The 20,258-nt window shown below is 46.1% G+C and carries 21 protein-coding genes and 1 pseudogene; 4 read left to right on the top strand and 18 right to left on the bottom strand.

The window, feature by feature from the left end; all coding sequences use genetic code 11:
• Positions 1–13: 13 nt before the first annotated feature.
• The 4 genes and pseudogenes from AC4G46_RS10675 to AC4G46_RS10660 form a co-directional block, all read left to right on the top strand.
• Positions 14–1,387, top strand: coding sequence for a YheC/YheD family endospore coat-associated protein (locus tag AC4G46_RS10675; protein WP_491127915.1), 1,374 nt, complete (start codon positions 14–16; stop codon positions 1,385–1,387).
• On the top strand, positions 1,384–2,496 hold the full coding sequence (locus tag AC4G46_RS10670) for a YheC/YheD family endospore coat-associated protein (protein WP_491127914.1): 1,113 nt from the start codon (positions 1,384–1,386) through the stop codon (positions 2,494–2,496). Before AC4G46_RS10675 ends, AC4G46_RS10670 begins: the two co-directional genes overlap by 4 nt.
• Positions 2,497–2,619: 123 nt before the next feature.
• Positions 2,620–3,135 (top strand): GNAT family N-acetyltransferase, encoded by a 516-nt coding sequence (locus tag AC4G46_RS10665; RefSeq protein ID WP_491127913.1) that lies wholly within the window; start codon positions 2,620–2,622, stop codon positions 3,133–3,135.
• Positions 3,117–3,245, top strand: a pseudogene (locus AC4G46_RS10660) (YheC/YheD family protein); the annotation flags it as partial. The gene AC4G46_RS10665 and the pseudogene AC4G46_RS10660, both read left to right, overlap by 19 nt.
• A 269-nt stretch (positions 3,246–3,514) precedes the next feature.
• Here the strand turns inward: AC4G46_RS10660 and AC4G46_RS10655 are convergent.
• The 18 genes from AC4G46_RS10655 to AC4G46_RS10570 all read right to left on the bottom strand — a co-directional run bounded on the left by AC4G46_RS10655 (position 3,515) and on the right by AC4G46_RS10570 (position 20,249).
• Entirely contained in the window at positions 3,515–5,542 is a 2,028-nt protein-coding gene (locus AC4G46_RS10655) for a hypothetical protein (protein WP_491127912.1), read from the bottom strand.
• Positions 5,529–6,014: a hypothetical protein gene (locus AC4G46_RS10650; protein ID WP_491127911.1), complete on the bottom strand. Its 486-nt coding sequence runs from the start codon at positions 6,012–6,014 to the stop codon at positions 5,529–5,531. The genes AC4G46_RS10655 and AC4G46_RS10650 overlap by 14 nt, the downstream gene beginning before the upstream one ends.
• A gap of 6 nt (positions 6,015–6,020) precedes the next feature.
• The gene (locus AC4G46_RS10645) at positions 6,021–6,905 is read right to left on the bottom strand and encodes a hypothetical protein (protein ID WP_491127910.1); all 885 of its coding nucleotides are present in this window, start codon (positions 6,903–6,905) and stop codon (positions 6,021–6,023) included.
• A gap of 68 nt (positions 6,906–6,973) precedes the next feature.
• Entirely contained in the window at positions 6,974–7,180 is a 207-nt protein-coding gene (locus tag AC4G46_RS10640) for a hypothetical protein (protein WP_491127909.1), read from the bottom strand.
• 363 nt (positions 7,181–7,543) lie between these two features.
• Positions 7,544–7,963, bottom strand: a complete 420-nt coding sequence (locus AC4G46_RS10635) for a prepilin peptidase (protein ID WP_491127908.1) — start codon at positions 7,961–7,963, stop codon at positions 7,544–7,546.
• 165 nt (positions 7,964–8,128) lie between these two features.
• Complete coding sequence (locus AC4G46_RS10630; protein WP_491127907.1) at positions 8,129–10,516, bottom strand: CARDB domain-containing protein; 2,388 nt, start codon at positions 10,514–10,516, stop codon at positions 8,129–8,131.
• Between the two features lie 126 nt (positions 10,517–10,642).
• A complete protein-coding gene (locus AC4G46_RS10625; protein ID WP_491127906.1) occupies positions 10,643–11,539 on the bottom strand; it encodes a copper amine oxidase N-terminal domain-containing protein in 897 nt (298 codons plus the stop codon).
• Complete coding sequence (locus tag AC4G46_RS10620; RefSeq protein ID WP_491127905.1) at positions 11,526–11,843, bottom strand: hypothetical protein; 318 nt, start codon at positions 11,841–11,843, stop codon at positions 11,526–11,528. The genes AC4G46_RS10625 and AC4G46_RS10620 overlap by 14 nt, the downstream gene beginning before the upstream one ends.
• A gap of 305 nt (positions 11,844–12,148) precedes the next feature.
• Entirely contained in the window at positions 12,149–12,238 is a 90-nt protein-coding gene (locus AC4G46_RS10615) for a putative holin-like toxin (protein ID WP_277469926.1), read from the bottom strand.
• 17 nt (positions 12,239–12,255) lie between these two features.
• Positions 12,256–14,967 (bottom strand): hypothetical protein, encoded by a 2,712-nt coding sequence (locus AC4G46_RS10610; protein ID WP_491127904.1) that lies wholly within the window; start codon positions 14,965–14,967, stop codon positions 12,256–12,258.
• 12 nt (positions 14,968–14,979) lie between these two features.
• Complete coding sequence (locus AC4G46_RS10605; protein WP_491127903.1) at positions 14,980–15,573, bottom strand: hypothetical protein; 594 nt, start codon at positions 15,571–15,573, stop codon at positions 14,980–14,982.
• Between the two features lie 147 nt (positions 15,574–15,720).
• Positions 15,721–16,848 (bottom strand): WxL protein peptidoglycan domain-containing protein, encoded by a 1,128-nt coding sequence (locus tag AC4G46_RS10600; protein ID WP_491127902.1) that lies wholly within the window; start codon positions 16,846–16,848, stop codon positions 15,721–15,723.
• A 50-nt stretch (positions 16,849–16,898) separates the two neighbouring features.
• Positions 16,899–17,531: a hypothetical protein gene (locus AC4G46_RS10595; protein WP_491127901.1), complete on the bottom strand. Its 633-nt coding sequence runs from the start codon at positions 17,529–17,531 to the stop codon at positions 16,899–16,901.
• 11 nt (positions 17,532–17,542) lie between these two features.
• On the bottom strand, positions 17,543–18,226 hold the full coding sequence (gene cpaB / locus AC4G46_RS10590) for a Flp pilus assembly protein CpaB (protein ID WP_491127900.1): 684 nt from the start codon (positions 18,224–18,226) through the stop codon (positions 17,543–17,545).
• 21 nt (positions 18,227–18,247) lie between these two features.
• Positions 18,248–18,598 carry a hypothetical protein gene (locus AC4G46_RS10585; protein WP_491127899.1) on the bottom strand — a complete coding sequence of 117 codons (351 nt, stop codon included), beginning with the start codon at positions 18,596–18,598 and terminating at the stop codon, positions 18,248–18,250.
• 70 nt (positions 18,599–18,668) lie between these two features.
• On the bottom strand, positions 18,669–19,094 hold the full coding sequence (locus AC4G46_RS10580) for a DUF4320 family protein (RefSeq protein ID WP_491127898.1): 426 nt from the start codon (positions 19,092–19,094) through the stop codon (positions 18,669–18,671).
• Positions 19,095–19,104: 10 nt separating this feature from the next.
• Positions 19,105–19,344 carry a hypothetical protein gene (locus AC4G46_RS10575; protein WP_076162361.1) on the bottom strand — a complete coding sequence of 80 codons (240 nt, stop codon included), beginning with the start codon at positions 19,342–19,344 and terminating at the stop codon, positions 19,105–19,107.
• 26 nt (positions 19,345–19,370) lie between these two features.
• Positions 19,371–20,249 (bottom strand): hypothetical protein, encoded by an 879-nt coding sequence (locus tag AC4G46_RS10570; protein WP_491127897.1) that lies wholly within the window; start codon positions 20,247–20,249, stop codon positions 19,371–19,373.
• Between the last annotated feature and the right edge of the window lie 9 nt (positions 20,250–20,258).

Below are 20,258 nucleotides of genomic sequence, written 5' to 3'. Positions count from 1 at the left end.
GGAGGATTCATCAATGGGTCTCACTTTTTGCAATGTCCATTTCACCAAGCAGCCCCAAAGAGTTGTCTACGTCTCGGGTGAACTGATGAAAAGCCTGAAATTATCCGGTAAAAAAAATATCCGCCTGCGGCTCGGCAAGGATGCCATTCCGGCCATGATCAAGCCCATCAAACGGGCAGGAAAGCATCTGTTCCTGGCTTCAGGCGTAAAAAGCGCAATCAAGGTACCTAAGACGGGCGGCGTTTATCTGCGTAATCTGCAGAATGATGAGGTGCAGCTCGGGCCGCTGGTCGGCATTTTGTCCGACGGGCCTACCTCATCAAGCAATCCTTTCGGCTCCCGTACCGGCTTCATCAAGCAGCTGCTGCGCGAGGGCAGCAACAAATGTTATATTTTTGCCTTCACTCCGAAAGATATTGACTGGCAGAAGGAGCAGGTCAACGGCTTTTTTCTGAACGCAAGTGACAAGTTCGAACGCAAGCTGGTGCCGCTGCCGGACGTCGTATACAACAGGCTGCCAAGCCGCCGCGCCGAAACTTCCCCTTATATCAACCAGCTCCGCGAACGGTTCGGGCGGAAACGGATTCCCTATTTCAACTGGAGCTTTTTCAACAAGTCGGATGTCTACCGGCTGCTGGAGAACGACAGCGCAGCCTACCGCTATGTGCCTGAGACGGTCACCAATCCAAGCTCGGAAAAAATGCGTGAAATGCTGGACCGTCATCATTTCGTATACTACAAACCGTCTGCCGGCAGCCTGGGACACGGAATCTACCGGCTGACTTACCTGCCCAAGAAAGGGTACTTTGCCCGCTACCGCAAAAGCGGCAAAAACGTACTGCTGCGCTTCACCAGCTTCGACAGCCTGATGCGCATGCTCCGCTCCCGCCACGGCCAGCACCTGCAGAACTATGTGGTGCAGCAGGGCATCCGGCTGATCGAGATCGACGCCTGCCCGATTGACTTCCGCTTCCATATGCACAAGAACGGCAGCAATCAATGGGTAGTCGTCGGCATCGGAGCCAAAAAAGCCGGCCGGGGCAGCGTCACCACCCACCTGAAGAACGGCGGAGCCCTGCTCACTCCCCAGCAGGCACTCGGCCGGGTATTTGGCGCAAGGTCGGACGAAGTGCTGCAGCGGGCCAAAACGACTGCCGTCAAGCTGGCTGAAGCGCTGGAAGTCCAGCACCGCCACCTGCTCGGTGAAATCGGCTTTGACCTTGGCATTGACCAGGATGAAGATATCTGGATGTTCGAGGCGAATGCCAAACCGGGACGTTCCATCTTCCGCCATCCTTCCCTGCGTGCTGAGGGCAAAGCTTCCGTCGAGCATATTCTGGAGCACTGCCTGTACCTCAGCAAATTCCGCAGGAGGGATGAGCTGTGAATACCCGTTCCCCTGACTCCCTCAAACCGGTAATTGCCATATTGACAACCAGTGACAGGCTGAAGCAGTTCCGCGGCAACCGGAACAACTTCCGCGACATTATCCGCACCGGCAAGGAAATGGGTTATCTCGTCTATGTCGTCACCGTCCGCGACCTGAAGTTTGAGGAGCAGACGGTGAACGGCTTCATCCCTTCCCCCAGCGGAAAGCTCTGGTACAGCACCCCCATGCCCCTGCCGCAAGTGATCTACAACCGGATTCCGAACCGCCACGAGGAGGAAAAGGCTCCGGTCGCCCGCAAAATTGCCGAGTGCCTGGAGCATGAGACCATCCAAATGTATAACCCGGGCTTTTTCAACAAATGGAATCTGTTTGAGTGGCTGAAGGAATCGAAGGCTACTGTCCGGCATGTGCCCAAAACAAGACGCCTGAAAAGTGCAGCCACGCTGGCTGCCATGCTGAAGCACCATGACAGCCTCTACCTCAAACCGGAAAACGGCAAGGCCGGCAAAGGCATCATGCGGATCAAATACGCACCGGAGGCCAGCCTGCCCTTCCGGCTGCAGATCCAGGGCGGCAAAAAGAATGTAACCTACAAAGCCGCTTCGATCGACCGCCTGTGGGCCCGGCTCAGAAGAGAAAAGGGCATCTCCCAGTATATCGTGCAGCAGGCCATCGGGCTGGCCACCCACCGTGGCCGCCCCTTTGATCTGCGGGTGCTGCTGCAGAAGAACGGGCGGGGTGCCTGGGCCGTGACCGGCATCGGCGCAAGGCTGGCCGGTGTCCGCAGCATCACAACCCATGTCCCCCGCGGCGGCAGTGTGGAAGAGCCGGCGAGCATGCTGGAGGGAACCTTCGGCACGGAACGGGCGGCAGCCATCCTGAAAAATGTCCCGACCACCGCCCTGCTGATTGCCCGCCAGATCGAGCGGGCTTCGGGGGCTATGCTCGGTGAGATGTCGATGGATCTCGGCGTCGATGAGGAAGGCGGCCTCTGGTTCTTCGAGGCCAATTCGCGGCCGATGAAGTTCGATGAACCGGCCATCCGCAAGCTGTCGCTGGAGCGGATCTTTCAGTTCAGCCAGCATCTGGCCCGGCAGGGTAAGTAGAAACGGCTACGCCGTCCTAAACAGGACGGTATCCGTTTCTGCGAGAAAGATAAGGATAAAGGATAGCGTGAAATATATACTTTCTTATCTTTTAAGTAGAAACCTTCCAAGGAAGTGAACCCCATGCAGATCTCTTCTATATATGACAGCAATCCTGAGCGCTGGAAAGCCAGGATTGCCGGGCTGCTGGATTTCCTGCGGGAATACGGGGACCGGCGGATCACACTTCGCGGCTGCCGCCAGCTGGCCCGGCTCACGCCGGAGCAGCTGGCGGCGCCCGGTGTGTCTCTGCTCGTCGCTACGGTGCGCGGACAGAACGGCCGGCAGCTGGCAGGTGTAAGCTTTGTCTCCGGCTACGGCCAGGAAGCCTGCCTGGTCGCCGTTCATCCCTTGTACCGGGGCCGCCATACCGGAACGGCGCTGTTGTCAGCACAGCTGCAGCGCCTGGGCCGCCTGGAGTGTCAGGTGGCCTGTGACAATCCGGCCAGTCTCAAGATGTGCTTCAACAGCGGTCTTGCCGCTGTTGACCTGATAAGCGGACCGACAGGCAAGCCCACGCTGCAGCTCCGGTCGCAGCCGGACCGCAGCGCGGCAATTCTCCCACAAGAAGGTGAACTTTTGTGCCAGAACCCGTCTTAGGCATCCTGACGCTCTATCTGAACGACGCCAAGCAGCTCGAGGAAAGAAGCATCTACCGGAGGATGATCATTGAGGGCAAAAAAATCGGCCTGGATGTCTTTGTGTTTACCCGTTCATAATAGACATTACTTGGTTTTTATTGCATAGAGGGTTGAGCTATAATCTATATAGAAGCACCAATGGGATCGTCAAACCCCAACCTCCTCATTCGCCCTATTTTAGGAGATGTTTCCAAAACAGATATATGTAAACGTCAAATAGCCCCATCTTAGTCAAGGTGTGGGCTATTTGACGCTTACGTATATTTCAACTTCAAATAAAATATTACGCTTTAAACTTTAAGATACTTTACTGTATAAATACCGTCCTGTCTAATAGCCTACTCAGTTTCTGTAGCGAATTTCTTAAAAGCTTTATATGGCACTTTAATCAAATTAAAACTGTCTGTAGGTAGCTTATTAATAAGTTGCCGTGTATCACTGTCCCTTATCGTCATTCCAATGATAACCTGACAATTTTTAAGCTTAATGATGTGATTAAAAAACTCCTCTACGTCACTACTAACGATACTATGTTGTGCAGGTTCATCAAAGATAAGGGTTCCTGGATGATTTCCTGACTTTTCATTAGATGTTTCTAATAAGGATAGCACAAATGACCATATCGCTCTTATATTGTCACTCGCTGAGGAGTCAAACTTCATATCAAATTTCTCTATAACAGGGAGATATGAGTCCATTGAAATGTCAATTTGGTTTAAATTCGGGATACTTTTATAGCCAAATCGCGCAAGATTTCTGATAAAATTATTTCTTAAAATCTTAATTTTTTCTTCGTCTGAAGTAGAAAACTTCTTTTTGGGAAGGTCAGCTTTGTCTTTTAAATACTCTTTCCATTCATCAGATAGCTCTCGAAGCTTTTGCTTCTTCGTTTTAAAATAGTCGACTAATTGATACAGACTATTCATTTCAGCATCTAACTGTAACTTCTTATGAATAATGGATTCCGCTATATTTTCATTAATAGAATACAAGTCATTCCGTAAAGATTTCGCCAAACTCCGAAGTGTATGTAAGCTATTCTCTAGTTGTTTAATTCTCTCTTGTATCTTCCCCATATTTCTTGTATGACTACTCTGTGCAAATTCCAGCATCTCTTTTTGAGCATTCAAATGTCTTATGTTTTCATCAATGCTCATGACTTGCATATGACCAGCATGGGGTATTAGCGTATCCTGGATGGGTTGATTGCACACAGGACAAGTATCTTTTGAGGTTGCAAAATCCAGTTCCGAACCAAGGGTACGCAATCTCGCAGCGTCTTTATTATTTTTTATATCGGTCTCAATGATTTCAAGGTTATTCGTTAATTTGTCAATGCTACTCCTTTCTGAGTGAAGTAACCCTCTATTTTTATATAGTTCGCGTTCAAAATCTAAAATAGAGTTTTCAGTTGCATTAAGTTCTTCTTGAATGTCATCAAAATTATCTGCAACTCTAGGCTTTAGAAGCTTTAGATGACTATACTGTACTTGAAGCTCTTCAATATATTCCTCTATCTCCAACCCTTCTTTTTTAATCAGGAGGTTTGATAAATCTTCTTCTGACAGTATCTGTGGCGTCAATGGCAACCCATGGGGAGAGCAACCTTCTCTATACGCAAGAATATTTAATTCTTTTATTAAAGAGTCCCATTGAAACTTTATACTGCTATCTCTTGTTCTCAAAGAGTCTTTCTTCTTTTCATTTTCCAAAGTATCCAGGCGCAATAAAAACTCTAATACACGCTTCTTTGACTCTCTGATGCCCAAAAACGGCATCCCTGACATAATATTAGACCAACCATTCTTCTGCTCGATAAACATTGCAGAAAAGATCAACTGTAAATATAGTTTTCTTGTCCCATCATCGGCAGCTGGCACCAAGGGAAGCTCAATGTGTAAAAAGCGTTCTAAAAAAGTGTGAAATCCCTTTTCATTTACCGTTGAGTTAGGCATATGAACATACAAGTCTTCAATTAATACACCTGTTTTTTTGATATTATTCATTCCACTGTGGTAGACAGTAACGAGCCAACTATCTCTACCTTCCATCTTAGCAGCACGGTAAATTGTAATGGTTTCTTTTCCATTACAAATTTCAAGATAAGCTCCTGACTCTAGAACTGGCCAAACTTCTTCTCCCTCTTCAATAGCTGTCTTATAGACTGCTGTAAGAACTTTCTCACCCTTCCCACCAATAATTTCTTCGAAACCTAAACAATAATAAATAGCAGCAATAACGGAGCTTTTGCCACTCGTGTTGTCTTCGCTTGCTATTATATTTAATCCATCCGTAAATGTACCATCGTACCCGTATGCACCGTTACTTGTATTAATTTGAATTTTCAACCGATTAATTCTCAGCACTAGAATACCTCCACAAAGATGTAAGAGCTTTTATTTTATCTTCAGTTAGCATCGTCGATAACGAGGATAAATACCGTTTTTCATCCTTCATTAATTGCTTATCTTTAATGATTTTTTTCACGTAACTCTTTCCTGATTTAGTAAGTTTATATAAGCCATTTTGTTGTTGAATAATTATCCCATCAGCAACTGCAAATCGTATTGCATGATTAACTGCTGGGTCAAACCGAACTACTGTGTAACTTGCAAGTCGGTCGTATGCCAAATCCTTTAATTTTTCCATATCTTGCTTTGTACTAAGCCCAACTGAAATCATATGCAACTTTAATAAGGAAGACCCCCCACGACTACATGTCTCCAAAATTAAGCATAATTGAGCCATCTTATAGCTAATACGATAGTTATAAGGTACTGCGTCTGGTTTGGCTTCAAATACAATTTCGTCAGCAATGACATAGTTTTTATCATTCACCCTTGCTCACCTACTTCTAAATTGCATAGAACAATCAGCAAGCCAACCGCTGATAAGGTCTATTTTCAATTCCATGATGGAAGCCCTATTTAGATATTTAAACTGCTCCAAGTTTTTTTGGAAATCATCTAAAATTTCATTGAAAAGTTGTGCGTTAATAGAACTATTCGTATTCATCCTAGTTTTGGAAAACACTTGCTTTTTGTATGATTGCTCTAGCATAAATATTTCTTCATAAATTTCGGAATAGGAAACTCGAAGTACCTTCATAATTTCGATTCCATTGATGTACGAATTGACATACATATTAACTAGATCATTATAATCTTCATCCGAATCATCAACATCACCCATAACAGCCTTCACTTTTCTCTTGATGTTGTTAACTTTTTCTGAATCACATTGAGACCAATCCGGAGCAACGGTTGTATGGTGAATTGCAATGTTTAGCTGCATATCCGTCAAGGTTGTTCTAACAATCTTGGATATTTCAACCTTAAAATCTTCTGCCTGCTTGATCACAATAATAAAATTGTCATCTATGTATTTATAGGTGCTCGGATCGGCACTTTTTAAAGCGATAACTTCTTTACGCTTGGTTTCCGCATGAGAGATAATTCTCGAATCTCTATAGTGTGGAATAACAAAATGCCATTCTTTTATTACTGGAACACCTAATTCTTTTAATCTATTCGCATATTTAGGTGATGTTAGCTTACCGATATCTTTAGTCATTTTATCTCTTAAATGTCCATGTAACTCATCATCTGTATATTCACGCTCTGGGCAGTAACATTGATATACCCTTCCTTTACGTGTAAACCCTTCAATACCAGCATCGCCCCCATGAACAGCCGGTATTTCTGTGAAATGCTCATCTTGAAATTTCATTCTATAACATGAGTTCATCAATGTTTCCCAAGACTTTCCGTCTAACGGAGTGTCTATAAAATTCAAAATCATAAGACCCCACCTAATAATGATATAGATAATGAACTTCGTTCATCTGCGTATGGTTGCAGTACCTGGAAATCCACCATGAATGTTTCCAATGAACTAAGGTAACGAACTTTTGCCAATTGGAAACTTGGATATACTTTTATAATTATCACCTCTTTATCGATAAAGAAAAGCTGGTCATTTTCACGAGGCCCTGTAGTAGTCATTGTCTCAGCTCCTCACTCGAAAAATTACCTATAAATCCTCATATCACCATTTAGCAGATCATAAGCACATTGAACTATTAGTTTTTATTTTCCAAGACTTAATTTGATTAGGGACTTAGGGAAATCACCGAGCTCCAACTATGGTTCCGACTCTTATCAGCGTTCAACCACTACCTCAGTTCATAATATCTGTCTCCCTAATTAATTGATCATCTTTGCTTTCACCCTCACAAAAAAATCGCCCTGTCGACTTAAGCCTACAGGGCGATTTGCCGATTCTTTCGGACTACACGCCGGTACTTCCGGATCAGTGTAGTTCCACATTAACATGATTGTAACAAACTGTAAATCAACAATTTAAAGTTAAAGAACGACCATGATCACTAGTAGCCCCAAAGTTAGAAATGGTGCCAGCGGCACAGAACACTGAAACTTTAAAGACAGCAGCCGCCTCCTTCCCAAGTGAAGAAATACAAAAATACACATGAACAAAAGAGCTACTACCGCTCGTTCTAACCCGATGTCTATTCCAAGCAATGCTATCAGCTTCACATCACCAGCTCCCAGGGAACGAGGACTAATCATGAAGACCAGGAAGAGCAGCACACTCGGGATCAGCCCCCACAAGTACTCCGGACTAAACAGAATCCGAAAAACAAGCAGACACAAAATCGCAGGATAAATTAGCTTATTGGAGATTCGCCGCTCCGTAATATCAGTGTAACTGAACCAGCAGCAAAGGATCAGTACTCCCACAGTCAACACCATGTCTACAATGGCCATTTCTTTATCCCCCTAGTCCCGGGAATAACAGCTGCAATCCAAAGATAATGATTGCCTCCAAGAGTGTACATAAGTTAGATATCATGATTTCCTCCTTCAGTGAGCCCTCTCGGTGCTCATAAGCAAAACCCCACCGCAAACGATGGGGTTATCACCTTCTTTGTATTAGTTTGTCCGTCTCACATTCTGCACATCATCATACATACTGCCGTAGATTTCAACTTGCTTCGTAATACAGGTCACCAAGCCATTCATTCCTGCAGGATCGGTTGAGATTTTGATCCGGTAATAGCCATCGGAAGCATTTACTGAGGTCATGTATTTGCGGCTCTGATAGGCTTTGCCAGAGTCAGAAGTGATCTTGGTCAGCGGTAATTCCCAGGTGGCGTTATTACGATCACCGCTCGTCTTTTCGAGTTTGACCTGGCGCTCCATCTTCCAGTTTGGATCGTAGAACGTAGCGTATACCGTATCTGGTCCGTAGTAAACTCCTCCTAATGGATATGCCGTTCCTTCTAGTCCAGCAGGGATTTTGGTTTCCCAATTTGTCGTGTACGTTGTATTTACTTTCAGCTCGATGCCATAACCTGCCCGGGTGATTTCGTTGGCAGTCTTCCCGTTCTTTTTGGCATAGGGTATGATCTCCCAAGACCCACGGCTCTCTCTATCCGACTCTTTGGGGTGATTGAGATCTGTCGCTATGCCTTGTTTGGTGTTTACTTCGGCAGAGATTTTCAAATTCTCCTGGTACTTTACAGGAGTGCTGCTCCAGTTGGGATCACTATAATCCGTATAGGAATCTGTAAAAAAATGAGTTTTCCCATCTGCTGTAGTGTAACTTGAAGTGTAATATTTCGTTGGGTAGCCTGTGATTACCGGATAAGAGACTGACCACTCCCCTGCAGCTTCAGGTTGATTACACTCACTCCCACTACTAGCACCGCCGACCACACTACAGCCAGTCGTTACAATATTATTGCTCCGGTTCTGATCAGCGTTTTCTTTATCAGGATCTACGGAGAGCGTAAGATTATGAACACCTGTCGAGTTCCCAGTCCAATTAAAAGGACCCACGGTTACAGTCTGACCTGCTGCAAAAGATTTCCGCGTTTCATAAATCTTACTGGCGTTGTCATACAAGCGAATGAGCACATCATTCTGCCCTGCTTCACTATCATTCTTGACCTTTCCGGTGATGCTGGACTGACCACCTTTGGTTATAGAATCCGGCGTGGCTGTGATTGATACGGCAATCAGATCAGCTTTCGGAGCCACACGTTCGATCAACCATTCTCCATGTAGGGTATTGTTATTGTAAGCCACTGCCGGTGACTCCAGCGCCCGATCCTGATGGACCGGATTGTTAATCGTAGTGTCTACTTTGATGTAGTACTTCCCTGGATTATCACCAATCTCGATTTTGCCCAGCATGTAGTTGAATTCTTGACCATTCACTATCGTCGCTGGAAGAGAATCATACATCGAAGCCAGCGAAAACTCTGCGGTAAGTACTCCACCGATCTTAACTGCAGCATTCATCGGTATCCCCCGCGTATTCACATAGTCGGAGGCTATGATATCATCGCCGTCATATCTGAACTTCACCCAGAGCTGCCCACCATCCGTGAGCGTCAGCTTCGTAGGCACAAAATCCAGTGCCTGATCATCCGGGAGCGTAATGCTCTTAATCGCTGTCCGTCCATATCCATCATCCACGATGATATCTACGTCTCTACCAAGGACTTTGGAGATATCCTTCGCATTCACACTTACATTGCCGTTATATATCGGTTCGGCAGTATGGATTAGTTTTCCATCTGTAAGGCTGACCACCTTAGACAAATCCGGAAATGCTCCTTTGGGAGCTGCAATTACCCGAACGTCTCGTTCCGAATAACCATAGGAAGAAAAAGCGATATTAAGCGCATTTCCCTGGGATACAGTTAACTTAGGCCATGGGGAGACATCGTAGAGCGCACGGTAGGAGTCTTCATTTACCTTCTGAGTGCTATTGAACTTAATTCCCATGCGCGGAACTATGCCAGATGTACGGAGAAATTTATAAGCATATTGTATTGTGTAGAAATACTCATGACCTGTCGTAAATATAGGATCATTAGCCGTTTGAACAAACTGGTTACGAAAGTATAACCGCTGTATTTCTTGAATAGGCTGTCCTGACCAAATGGAGTCAAACAAATCACCCAATGCTGCCTCGCTTTTGTAGACCAAGCCAAAACCATTCTCTTTGTTAAAATTCTGATCAACTTGAGTTCTCTTTACGTTAAAAACATCATAGTTGGAAACTACTCTTGTCTGCCCATCTGCAAATGTGAACAAGCCAGCCCATTGATATAACTGCCAAGGGTTATTGTTTACTCGCTTATCAAGGGCCGGGATAAATCCTGCAAACCCTAAACTTTCTTGTTTTCCATAATTCCACTCGACATATTTGTGTAACATCGGAGTTCCCGCTGCCGACACTCCTTGAGAAAGCAGAAATATGCTAATCACAACTAATAGAAAAGCTTTGTTTATCCTAAGTGCTTTCAATTCGCTTTCACCCTTCCAAAAAATGTTAGACTCTGCATAAAAAAAGAGCCTGCCGCAATACGCGATCAGACCCTCAACAATTATGCTCCATTGCTCGATACTTCACTTGAGATTCGCTAATAAATACTACTTCAAGGCTTTTGACAACCGGATTACTTCTGATAGTGTGGAACCACTATTCCCTTCACCAAACACGATTACATCATTTTTAATACTACCAAATAATTTATCCATATCTTCATTAAAGCTCGTATCCAGAAATATACCATAACCTTCCCATCCACTTCCTCTTGACTCGGGTTTAGAAATCGTAATGAACCCTGCTCCCTTACCAATAGTATATGAATAAGTTTGACCAGGAACTAACTTTACAGAAGTACCATCTGAAGCATATTTACTCCCGCCTTCCGCGATCTTTGGCAATGTAAACGTTAGTTTTCCGTTTGCAATCTTCATATTATCAACAAAGAGCGCTTTGCCCAGTTCGGTTTCTCCCCCCCACTTAAGCCCTAAAGTATACATATTATTGCCACCCGCAACAGGCGTGGCCGAAGGAGACGGGCTCGCTACTGGTGTTGAAGACGCTCCTGTAGTAATTGTCACCAGACGCTTTTCTTGATTCCAGCCCACCTGTGCACCGAGCGCTTCCGAAACGAACCGCAAAGGCACAAAGGTACGGTTCTGCTGGAGACGAGCAGGTACATCCAGTTTCTGAATGACAGAATCAACCGTAACAGTATCGCTGTTAATCTTCATCAGAATTTTCTTTGCGCCTAACTCAATGGTTACCGATCGATCAAGGCCATAGCCTACCTTGGCTCCCAACGCTTCGCTTACGAACCGGATCGGTATCATCACCCGGTTATTCTCATAGTACGGCTTAGCGTCCGGGAACTTCACCGCTGTTCCATTGACTTGTACGGTAACGGTGAATTGAGCTGCGGAAGCAAAGCTTGCCATCAAGCCCAGCAAAACAATCATTGTTAAACACAAACTACCTATTTTCAATTTAATCCGATTCATTTGCTTCACTCCCCGTTTTGGTCTTCATTTGTTGTATTAGCTGCAGCAGCATATTTATCGTCCCTTGGAATTCTTCCGATATATTAGTGATGTTCTTCTCATTATCGGCTAGTAATTGTCTCCACTCCGGACTCCAGAAATAGCGTGTTTCATCTTCATTCAGACGATGTATCGCTTCACGAATAGCTTCCGCTCTGTTGGTGTTATGTTTATCGCAGTAGTCCTGCAGGATTTTCTCTGTGGCTTCATCGAGTCTAATAGGAATCGATTTGCTTTTTGGGTTTTTGGAGGGGGGTCTACCCATTCTTGAATGATTCAGAACAATCACCTCATTTAATGATATACGTATAGTTTAATATAACGAATACCATTTGTAAAGAAATATTTTCCATTTTGCATATTAATCCCCTCCCTCCTCTCCCCCACCGCGTCATATGACTGAAAAAAGACAAAATAAAAAGCCCCTCGTAGGCACTTGTGTCGTGATTCTATTCATATTTTATTTAGTACACTTGTTGTTGGACAAGGTATAGGTACCCGTATAATAAGATAGGCTGTGAATAGGTTTTACGACCGAAATAGACCGTATTCCTTGTCACGGGGAGCGGTCTATTTCTTTGTGTTTCGGTTGCTGAACGCTACAACGATAGTTACAACCAGCGTCAGAATGGCTACAATAAGCAAGCCAAAGCTGATCATAATCGTCTAACAAATGATTAGATCCCTGAAGCCAACGTGAACGTAAACTGTGAACGATACGTTCCTACCCTTAGCCCCGTTTTGCTTCCGGCTTGGTATTCACTACCGTTTCCTGCAGTAACGATCTCTACTTTGTCTGGTACCCGAAGTGTAAAACTCATCGGAATCTGATACTGGCCCATTCCATGAAATTCACTTGCGCTTGCCAATATCACTGGTTCCTGATTGAAAATATAATTGCCATTCAGGCTCAAATTACTATCCTGACCGGCTAGGGTAGAAGATTTGGTTACATCCACGCTTAGTGCAGTGGATGGCATTTTTACTACTAAATCATTAGTGCCCAGACTATTATCGACTACGGGATCACTAAAGAAGTCAGTTACTTTGAGAGAATAATTCCAACCGGCACCTGTTCCCCGGCTATCCTCGATCACAGAGTTTGTTACGGAGTTGAGTATCTGATATTGATTGGTTGTACTAATTGTAATTGTATCCAGCTTGAGTCCATTAAACTGAGAATTGAAGCCCCCGCTCAGCACTGTAAAGGACACATCTTCAGAGCCAATTGGACTGCCCCAACTCGGGTCCATCGTGGGTTGTGGCGTGGTGGTTGGCGTTGGCATACCTGTGGGGGCCACTGTTGGTAATGGTGTCGCTGTAGGTGCTACTGTCGGTGTTGGTGTAGCTGTAGGCGAAATTGTCGGTATTGGTGTTGGTACCGGTGTAGGCCCATTAATGGTTTTGTTGCCAGTTGCTAATTCTTCTCCTCCAGCATTGACGAGTCTCACATCCACCACATGGCTACCTTCAGGTAGAGTAACCGGCCCCTTATACTCGCCCCACGTCCCATTATCCATTCTAATCTCAGTTCGAATGATGGGATGTGTAGTTCCGGATTCCACAGAGTAACTTCCCTTACCGTTATCTATAATCTTCGGATATCCAGGTGTAATCAGGATCGGATCATTAGTCACCTCAATTTCCAGAATCTCACTGTAGATCCCACTCGCGCCGGAACGAGCTTTGAAAGACAAAGTTCCGGTTGTGGTCAACGCCACCGGTGCCGTGTAGGGCAGCCAAGTCGTACCGCCATCCAAAGAGTATTCCTTCGTGGTAATCATTGGCTCATTACCGAATTCAACCGTCACAATTGATCGATTATACTTATCCAATGTCAGAGTACTTGTAGGTTTATCAAGGGCTACATAATCCGCAGGAAATACAGTAGGGAAACCGGAAACTGCTGAACCGTATGGCAAGCTCTGGAACACTCCCGTCTCTGTAATCCCATATACCGTATATACACCGTATCGATCAGGCAACGAAAATAGAGAAAGATACTTCTGCGTTGATTTGGTAAATTGACTTGCGCTATTCCAGTAAATTAGTTCGTGCGTATCCTTCAGAGCGTACGTATAGCCACCTGAAGCAGAGAGCTGTTTCACATTAGCAATTTCATTGCTTGTCCCTGTTACTTGTACTGGAGTATTGAGTACACCACCAGATACTCCAGACCTTGAATTCAAGTTCGTCCCAAATGAATAAATCTTGCCAGCCTTCAGATACCAGAATGTGCCCTGGCCGTCGCCAACAACTGACTCAACATCCGCAGCAATGTCTGAAGTAGCCTGAATCGCACTGCTTCCACTGCTCCAGCCGCTGAATGGAGTACCCCAATACTTTAGAACCCCGTTCTTAATCGTTGTGTAACCATTCAACAGGTAGTCCGAGGCCGACACCCTTAAAGTTTTGGTATAGCGGTGCACGTTGTTTACATCAACATCTGAGGGTATAGGGATTAGAGCAGGTGCAGCACTATCAAGTTCAGTAGTTGTGGATAAAGGATCGCGATATGTTTTCCAGTTCGTCAAGGAATAGCTTTGACCATTAATAGTAAAGATACGTGAACCTATATCGGCTTTGACCTCACTCCAGTTTGCCCCCCCTGGTCGGGTTGCGATCAGACTGTGGTTGTTATCATTTAAGAAGCTCATTTGAAAGTTCTCTGCTGAAGTAAATGCAGGAAAAAGCGAGGTGACATCTACTGCCTTCGATGATGCACCTCTTGAAGTTAGTCCAAATGCTGAACCTATTAAGTAGACGGCATTATCACGTACAGCCAAGAATGCATTGGGGGATAAATAGTACAGCTTTTGTACTCCTGTAAGCACTGAGCCCGATGGATCAAGGACTTCTGTAGGAACCGACTTGTCTCCGCTTGGGCCAACGGCAAGTTGACCATATGCCCCTGCTCCCCAAGCCCACACACTTCCGTTTTGCTTCAGGATAAAATAACTGAATTTATCGATATTGCTGTACTCCGAATTTGTGAGCACTTGAAAGTCGATCACGTTATCCGCTTTTTGAATCGGGCTTGCGTCAATTTTCTGAGTGAATAGCTTACCGTTTGAAATGTACACATAACCAATTTTTGTACTTCCATAGGAATTATAGAACGGCCGATATTTCTCCGAAACGACAGGAGAGACGATAACCCCATATTGACTTAAGAGAGCTTTATAACCATTATCCAGACTGAGGGCGACTTGACTGGTGTCATACTCATCAAATGTCTCTTGTCCAACAATATGGGTATACGCAGCCCCTTCAACGATAGAAGACCCGCCTGAGATAAATAGTCCAGGAATCAGTAGCACTAACGATAGCGCTAAAGCTCCCCAGCGCTGATGTTTCTTGTAAATGGCTTGTTTAGGTACTGTTGTCATTCGTTTTCCTCCTTATAGTCCTGCTGTCGCGGTATAGGTGAATGTCGAGGTATATGTTCCCTGCAGCAGCCCGACCTGCTGGCCGTTGCTGCCGGTAATCAGCTTGGGAACGTTCAAAATATAGGAAACCTCAAATTGGTGCGTCCCCGCTCCTTCAGAAGGAATCACACCGACGATCCGGCTGTCCTCTGAGGAGAGAACCTGGTGACTTGCCAGTTCTCCCTTCGCTGCCTGGAAATCAATAGGTGTTCCCACGAGAGCACTCTTGTACTGCGCTGTGAACGATACCGATGAAGCCGGAATAACAAACTCAACAGTCTGTCCAGCAACTATTTTGGTCAATTTGAAATCAGAAGCCCTGAGGACGATCCCCCAGCCCGCAGCCGTTCCCCGTGCATCCATGACGTACAAGCTGCTGTCGGCGGCTGACGTTTGGCTTTGTTTTAAATCCAGTGTAATATCGCTAAAGGCCGGCTTTGTTTGTGTCATTTGCAGGCCTGCACCGGTGACCACCACTTCCGATTCATCGACTTCCGCTGCAAAGGCAGAAGAGACCGGAAGCATAAGAACAAGTGCGGCCCATAACGCGAATATCATTTTTCTCATTTCTTTTTATTCCTCCCTTATTTACTATTCATATGGATCGTGCATTGCTATGGCAGCTGCTGTACAGCCCGGCATCGCCTCCTCTCTGGCTCAACTGGCAACCCAAAATAAAAATGCAAACCCCATTGCTGGTGTCTGCATTTTGAGCTAATCATCTCGATGGCGAAGCAGTATTCCTCGGGAAGTAACCGGGACCTTCCCCTCTTTCTGCACTTTCTGCACTTTCTGCTCTTTCTGCTCTTCCGGATCTTTCTTCTCTTTTTTACGTCTCCATAGCAATAACAAAAGCCACAAGAACAACAAGAAGATCAGTACAATTAACACTACAATAAGCACCAGAACCCCCATATGTAGCTCTATCCACTCTCCAACGGTCTGGTTAACTTCAATCTTCCCCGCTTCGGTCAACGACTCCTTAGAAGCATTGGACTGCTCCGGAGTAACCTGGAATGTAAACGTCCGGCTAATGGTTTTACCCGAAAAGCTTGCGGTATAGGTCACTTCGTATGCATCCGGCAGCAGCAGCTTGTCATTTACAATGTAGACCATATCAGCGGTCGTCCCCGCATAGATGGAATCAGCGGTGTACTCTTGCTGATATATCACCTTTCCCTGGTTATCCCGGACCGCTATGGAGCCTTTTGGTTTCTCCAAAATCGTTCCTCGATCACTGAGCTTGATCGTCAGCCGGGAATGGCCTGTACTAACATAGTCATGCTTGAAGCCGTCGATGCTCATTTCATGAGTCGCCTGATCTGTCTGGTATTCCAGAACCATCTGAACGCCGCTGCGGTTAACCACATCAATAGCTACCGAAGCTTGCTGCCCTTGCGGACTAGTCTGATGATCTTCGGCCTGGATCAGTTCTTCGGCCGCGATCACACCCACATACTGACCAGGTGTAGTCTCGCTTGGAACTGTAACCCTATAGGTGAAGCTTCGCTCCTCTTTCGGCTTCAGCGTGACATTTTGAACACCTTGGGGTTCTACCCACGACCCTACCAAGGAGAGCTTCTGTTCCTTTTCCGAAAAGCTGCGCCCCCCATTTTGAGCAGGAAGTGCATCTGCAGGATACAATCTCAACTGTATAGGTGCGTCTTTCGTGTTCCTCACAATAAACGTATACTCATTGGAATCGCCAGGTTTCACCTCGTCCTTATAATATCCCCTTCCCTCCTCGACGGCCTTCACCGGGGACAGCACAAAAGAACTGTCCGCACTGGCTACACCGGTCAGCCACAAACAGCCTATCCATAACAAGCTCATTAAGCTCATTATCTTTCTAAAGTTTGGCCTCTCCATGCATCAACCTCTATTCTTTATTCTCATAGTCCTGTAACCAAGGTAAAGGTCAGGCTTGCCCGATACTCTCCAGCCAGCAGCCCTACCCTCTCACCAGGAGAAATCACATCTGTACCGCTCACTTCGGCTACCTCAATTAGTGAGGGCAGATCCACCTGCAGCAACAGATCAGCGCTATAGTTCCCACGCCCTGATCCTTCAGCAGCCTCCAGAACAACTTGAGGAGCTCCAGGAGCAAATACACCCGAACCTGTATTAATCCTTCCAGACGATTGCTCTGAGATTACATCAGATACCTGGTACGAAGCGTATCCTGCCGGAATTCTCGCCAGTATAATCCCTTCTTGTACCTTGTGCCGAATGGTGAAATCATTCAACGATACGGCATACTGCCATCCAGAGTCTCCTTGATGTTCAATCATAAGATTTAAGCACTGATTAAATTGAAGTTTCCCGGAGAGATCCAGCGTAAGCTGCGCCGAACCTCCGGCAAGACGCAGGCTGCCCATAGGTTCGGCATAGACAGCATAGGTGGCCGACATGACCGTTTCCCCGGGACTCTCCGTATCCGGTCCGGTGTTCTCGGCATGGGTCACCGGGGAGCTTCCTATACCGATAAGCCAAACTACACCTAACCACACCAATAATCGCTTCATAAGTTCCTCCTCTATGGCTGAAGCGTTCCTGCCGGTAACAGGTAAACCTTCCCCGTCTCTTGATATTCCATCAACAGCGCGGCTTGCTTCGGCGTCACTTCCAGTACAATAACCGCCGGGATGAGGCTGCCGCCAGATGCCGGATCAGGAACCTTCCCCTCCGAATTTAATCGTTTGACCACCTTCAGACTAGACAGCTCCGGTAAAACCATTTGTTTGGATTGGCCGGTTGCCGTATCGGACACGAATGCATACGCATCAACAAGGATACCTGGCTTGACTTCATCCCCGGAGGACAGGACCAAATCTGTCTTCACCCCGATCTGCCGCATGCCCTCTTTCAAAGAAACCGCTGTGCCTATGCCAGAAGCAGCTGCCGTGGTCACAAGTGACTGGCGGATCGGAGTTCCTTTAAGAAATCCATATTGGGATGCATAGGCATCGTTGAAGTCCAGTGTCTCTACCGAAGTGATCGCATCCCCAGGCACTTCACTAAGCACAATCTCCCGAAATTCAAGCTGTTCTTTGGACAGGGCAGTGAACGGGGGAATGTCTTCTTTCGCCACAATAATTTTTTCAGTCTGCACTTGCTCTGCAATGTTTTTACGATTGAGCTGAAACGCAACCAGCCCAAGAATCAGTCCGAGCACGATGATCAATGCGCTGCGAGTATATTTATTCCATAACTTTTTCAAAGGTATGATCCTCCTCCCTCTCTATTTATAAATACTTTCATAGGGAATATTGCGGTGAATGGTAACCGGATATTGGACACCCGGCAGAGCAAACGAGACATGTGTGCGAAAGACTACATCGATCCATGGAACGTCACTTGAGTCATAGATCAGCTTCAATTCAAAGCTACTGTCTTTCATGATTGGATTCTCCATTGCAGTACTCAAACGCTGTGACTGAATGAACGCTTGTATTGTTGCCGCACGCAGTGTGTTTTGCTCCAATTGAATCAGTCCTTGCTGTGCATCCGTTACGATACCAGACCGGATGATTCCCGAGTCAATAGCATGCTCGATGGCCCGGCCATTCGAGTCATACACACTGTCTAACACAAGTAAGTCCATTACAAGCACAATGAGAATTAGACCGAACAAAATAGCTCCGCATACCTTAATCCACATGCTATTCCCCCGTTCGGTAGAACTTATGAGCCAGTCCAGACACATGAACTTGAATGGGTACCGTATAGTTCACACCGACCACTTTCAGGGCAAACACGTTGTACTCCCGGATCGCAGTCACTTCCAGAAGATCACCGCGCTGGACAGGTTTCGGCGTAGCTGTAAAAGAAACCTTAGCCGGATTCATCCCCATACTTTGAAGCAGACCGTCAAATCTAGTACGTGTCGCTTGGTCTGCCCCATTCTCTACCTTCATGACCTGCAGCACCTCGTTAGCCGCTGTGCGGAGATTAGAGCGAATCATTACATACTGGATTATAGAGACTGTAATTAAAGAAATAATGAGCACAATGAGCAGCAGAAAGAAGATGGAAATAATCCCATCTCCCCTCTCGCTTTGGTAGAACTGTTGCCATCTGCGACGCATGATATTTCCCTTAATCAAGCGAATTCATTTTGCCGAAAATTTTATCCACGACAAAGGTGTTAATTTGTGCCTTGAACAGCAGATACACGGCGATGAACAGCAGTAGCGTGATCAGAATACCAATCACCCATTGCATCGCATCTCCACGTTCTTCTGTCCGGAACCGGTTCAGCCTTACCGCCAGGACGCCTGGAGCGTTCACCACTACCTGCTTTGTACCTTCAACCATTCTCTTCATTAGCTTCTTCATTCGTTAATCATCCTCTCATTTCATGTTTATAGGGAATTAAATGCACCGAACATTTTGATCAGCATCATAAAAAAGAACACCACCACATGGACAATGACCATTCCGTAGAATAGATTCATCTTTCCCGGCTTGCCCCGGGTGCGTTCGCGCAGGGCAAGCTTGCTCAGATTACGCAGATCGTTTTTGACACCATTCAGATCGTCCTCGGCTTCATGAAATCCTTTCTCCGCGACGACATTGACTACCGACACAAAATCATACACCACAGGCACATGGACCTCTTTAGCGAACCCTTGCAGGGCATCCTTCTGCGACATCGTCCCCATGTTGGCAACGAGACGCTTAAGTAGTGCTGAAAGCGTTGGGCCACAGCGGGTACTGACTTCCTGAAAAATCACGTTTAACGGCTTGCCAACCTCCAGCGCAGTGATCATTTTGCTAATTAAAAACGGCAAGTCCGCAATGAGCAGATTTTGCCGTTTTTGATACGCCTGGGGAATTTGCCGCATTTGAAGCCAAAAGAATAGAAAAGACAGAATTGGTCCGGCGATGGCAAAAAAGACTTGCTGCACCATACCCGCCAGCACGAGGGCAAATCCACCCGGCAAGAGGGCTTGGATGATCGCCTTGGCGAGATAGATTTCATAACTCACCGGGTATCCCAGCATGCCGTACATTTCACGCTGCTTACTACTCTGCCTTTTTCCTTGCCTAGCAGAGAGCCTGTCCGCTAGGGACCGGACCACGGCATTCTGCTGTAGCCGTAGCCGCTGCGCCTCGGACTGGTTGACCAGAGCCGCCAGATTCATGAGCTGCTGCTGCCGCCGGAAGCCAGGAATGGCGATCCGCAGAACAGGAATGACGATACAGAGTGCGGCAAATCCAAACAGTAGGGATGTAATCATGTTTCACCT

It is taken from the genome of Paenibacillus sp. fava2 (assembly GCF_058313675.1).
This window is presented reverse-complemented; position numbering and strand designations above follow the sequence as displayed.

Bases quoted from the DNA above. Each gene is read 5' to 3' on its own strand.
- AC4G46_RS10675 (WP_491127915.1), top strand. From the start codon at position 14: ATGGGTCTCACTTTTTGCAATGTCCATTTCACCAAGCAGCCCCAAAGA.
- AC4G46_RS10665 (WP_491127913.1), top strand. From the start codon at position 2,620: ATGCAGATCTCTTCTATATATGACAGCAATCCTGAGCGCTGGAAAGCC.
- AC4G46_RS10645 (WP_491127910.1), bottom strand. From the start codon at position 6,905: ATGAAATTTCAAGATGAGCATTTCACAGAAATACCGGCTGTTCATGGG.
- AC4G46_RS10640 (WP_491127909.1), bottom strand. From the start codon at position 7,180: ATGACTACTACAGGGCCTCGTGAAAATGACCAGCTTTTCTTTATCGAT.
- AC4G46_RS10635 (WP_491127908.1), bottom strand. From the start codon at position 7,963: ATGGCCATTGTAGACATGGTGTTGACTGTGGGAGTACTGATCCTTTGC.
- AC4G46_RS10625 (WP_491127906.1), bottom strand. From the start codon at position 11,539: ATGAATCGGATTAAATTGAAAATAGGTAGTTTGTGTTTAACAATGATT.
- AC4G46_RS10620 (WP_491127905.1), bottom strand. From the start codon at position 11,843: ATGGGTAGACCCCCCTCCAAAAACCCAAAAAGCAAATCGATTCCTATT.
- AC4G46_RS10615 (WP_277469926.1), bottom strand. From the start codon at position 12,238: ATGATCAGCTTTGGCTTGCTTATTGTAGCCATTCTGACGCTGGTTGTA.
- AC4G46_RS10610 (WP_491127904.1), bottom strand. From the start codon at position 14,967: ATGACAACAGTACCTAAACAAGCCATTTACAAGAAACATCAGCGCTGG.
- AC4G46_RS10605 (WP_491127903.1), bottom strand. From the start codon at position 15,573: ATGAGAAAAATGATATTCGCGTTATGGGCCGCACTTGTTCTTATGCTT.
- AC4G46_RS10600 (WP_491127902.1), bottom strand. From the start codon at position 16,848: ATGAGCTTAATGAGCTTGTTATGGATAGGCTGTTTGTGGCTGACCGGT.
- AC4G46_RS10595 (WP_491127901.1), bottom strand. From the start codon at position 17,531: ATGAAGCGATTATTGGTGTGGTTAGGTGTAGTTTGGCTTATCGGTATA.
- AC4G46_RS10580 (WP_491127898.1), bottom strand. From the start codon at position 19,094: ATGCGTCGCAGATGGCAACAGTTCTACCAAAGCGAGAGGGGAGATGGG.
- AC4G46_RS10575 (WP_076162361.1), bottom strand. From the start codon at position 19,344: ATGAAGAAGCTAATGAAGAGAATGGTTGAAGGTACAAAGCAGGTAGTG.
- AC4G46_RS10570 (WP_491127897.1), bottom strand. From the start codon at position 20,249: ATGATTACATCCCTACTGTTTGGATTTGCCGCACTCTGTATCGTCATT.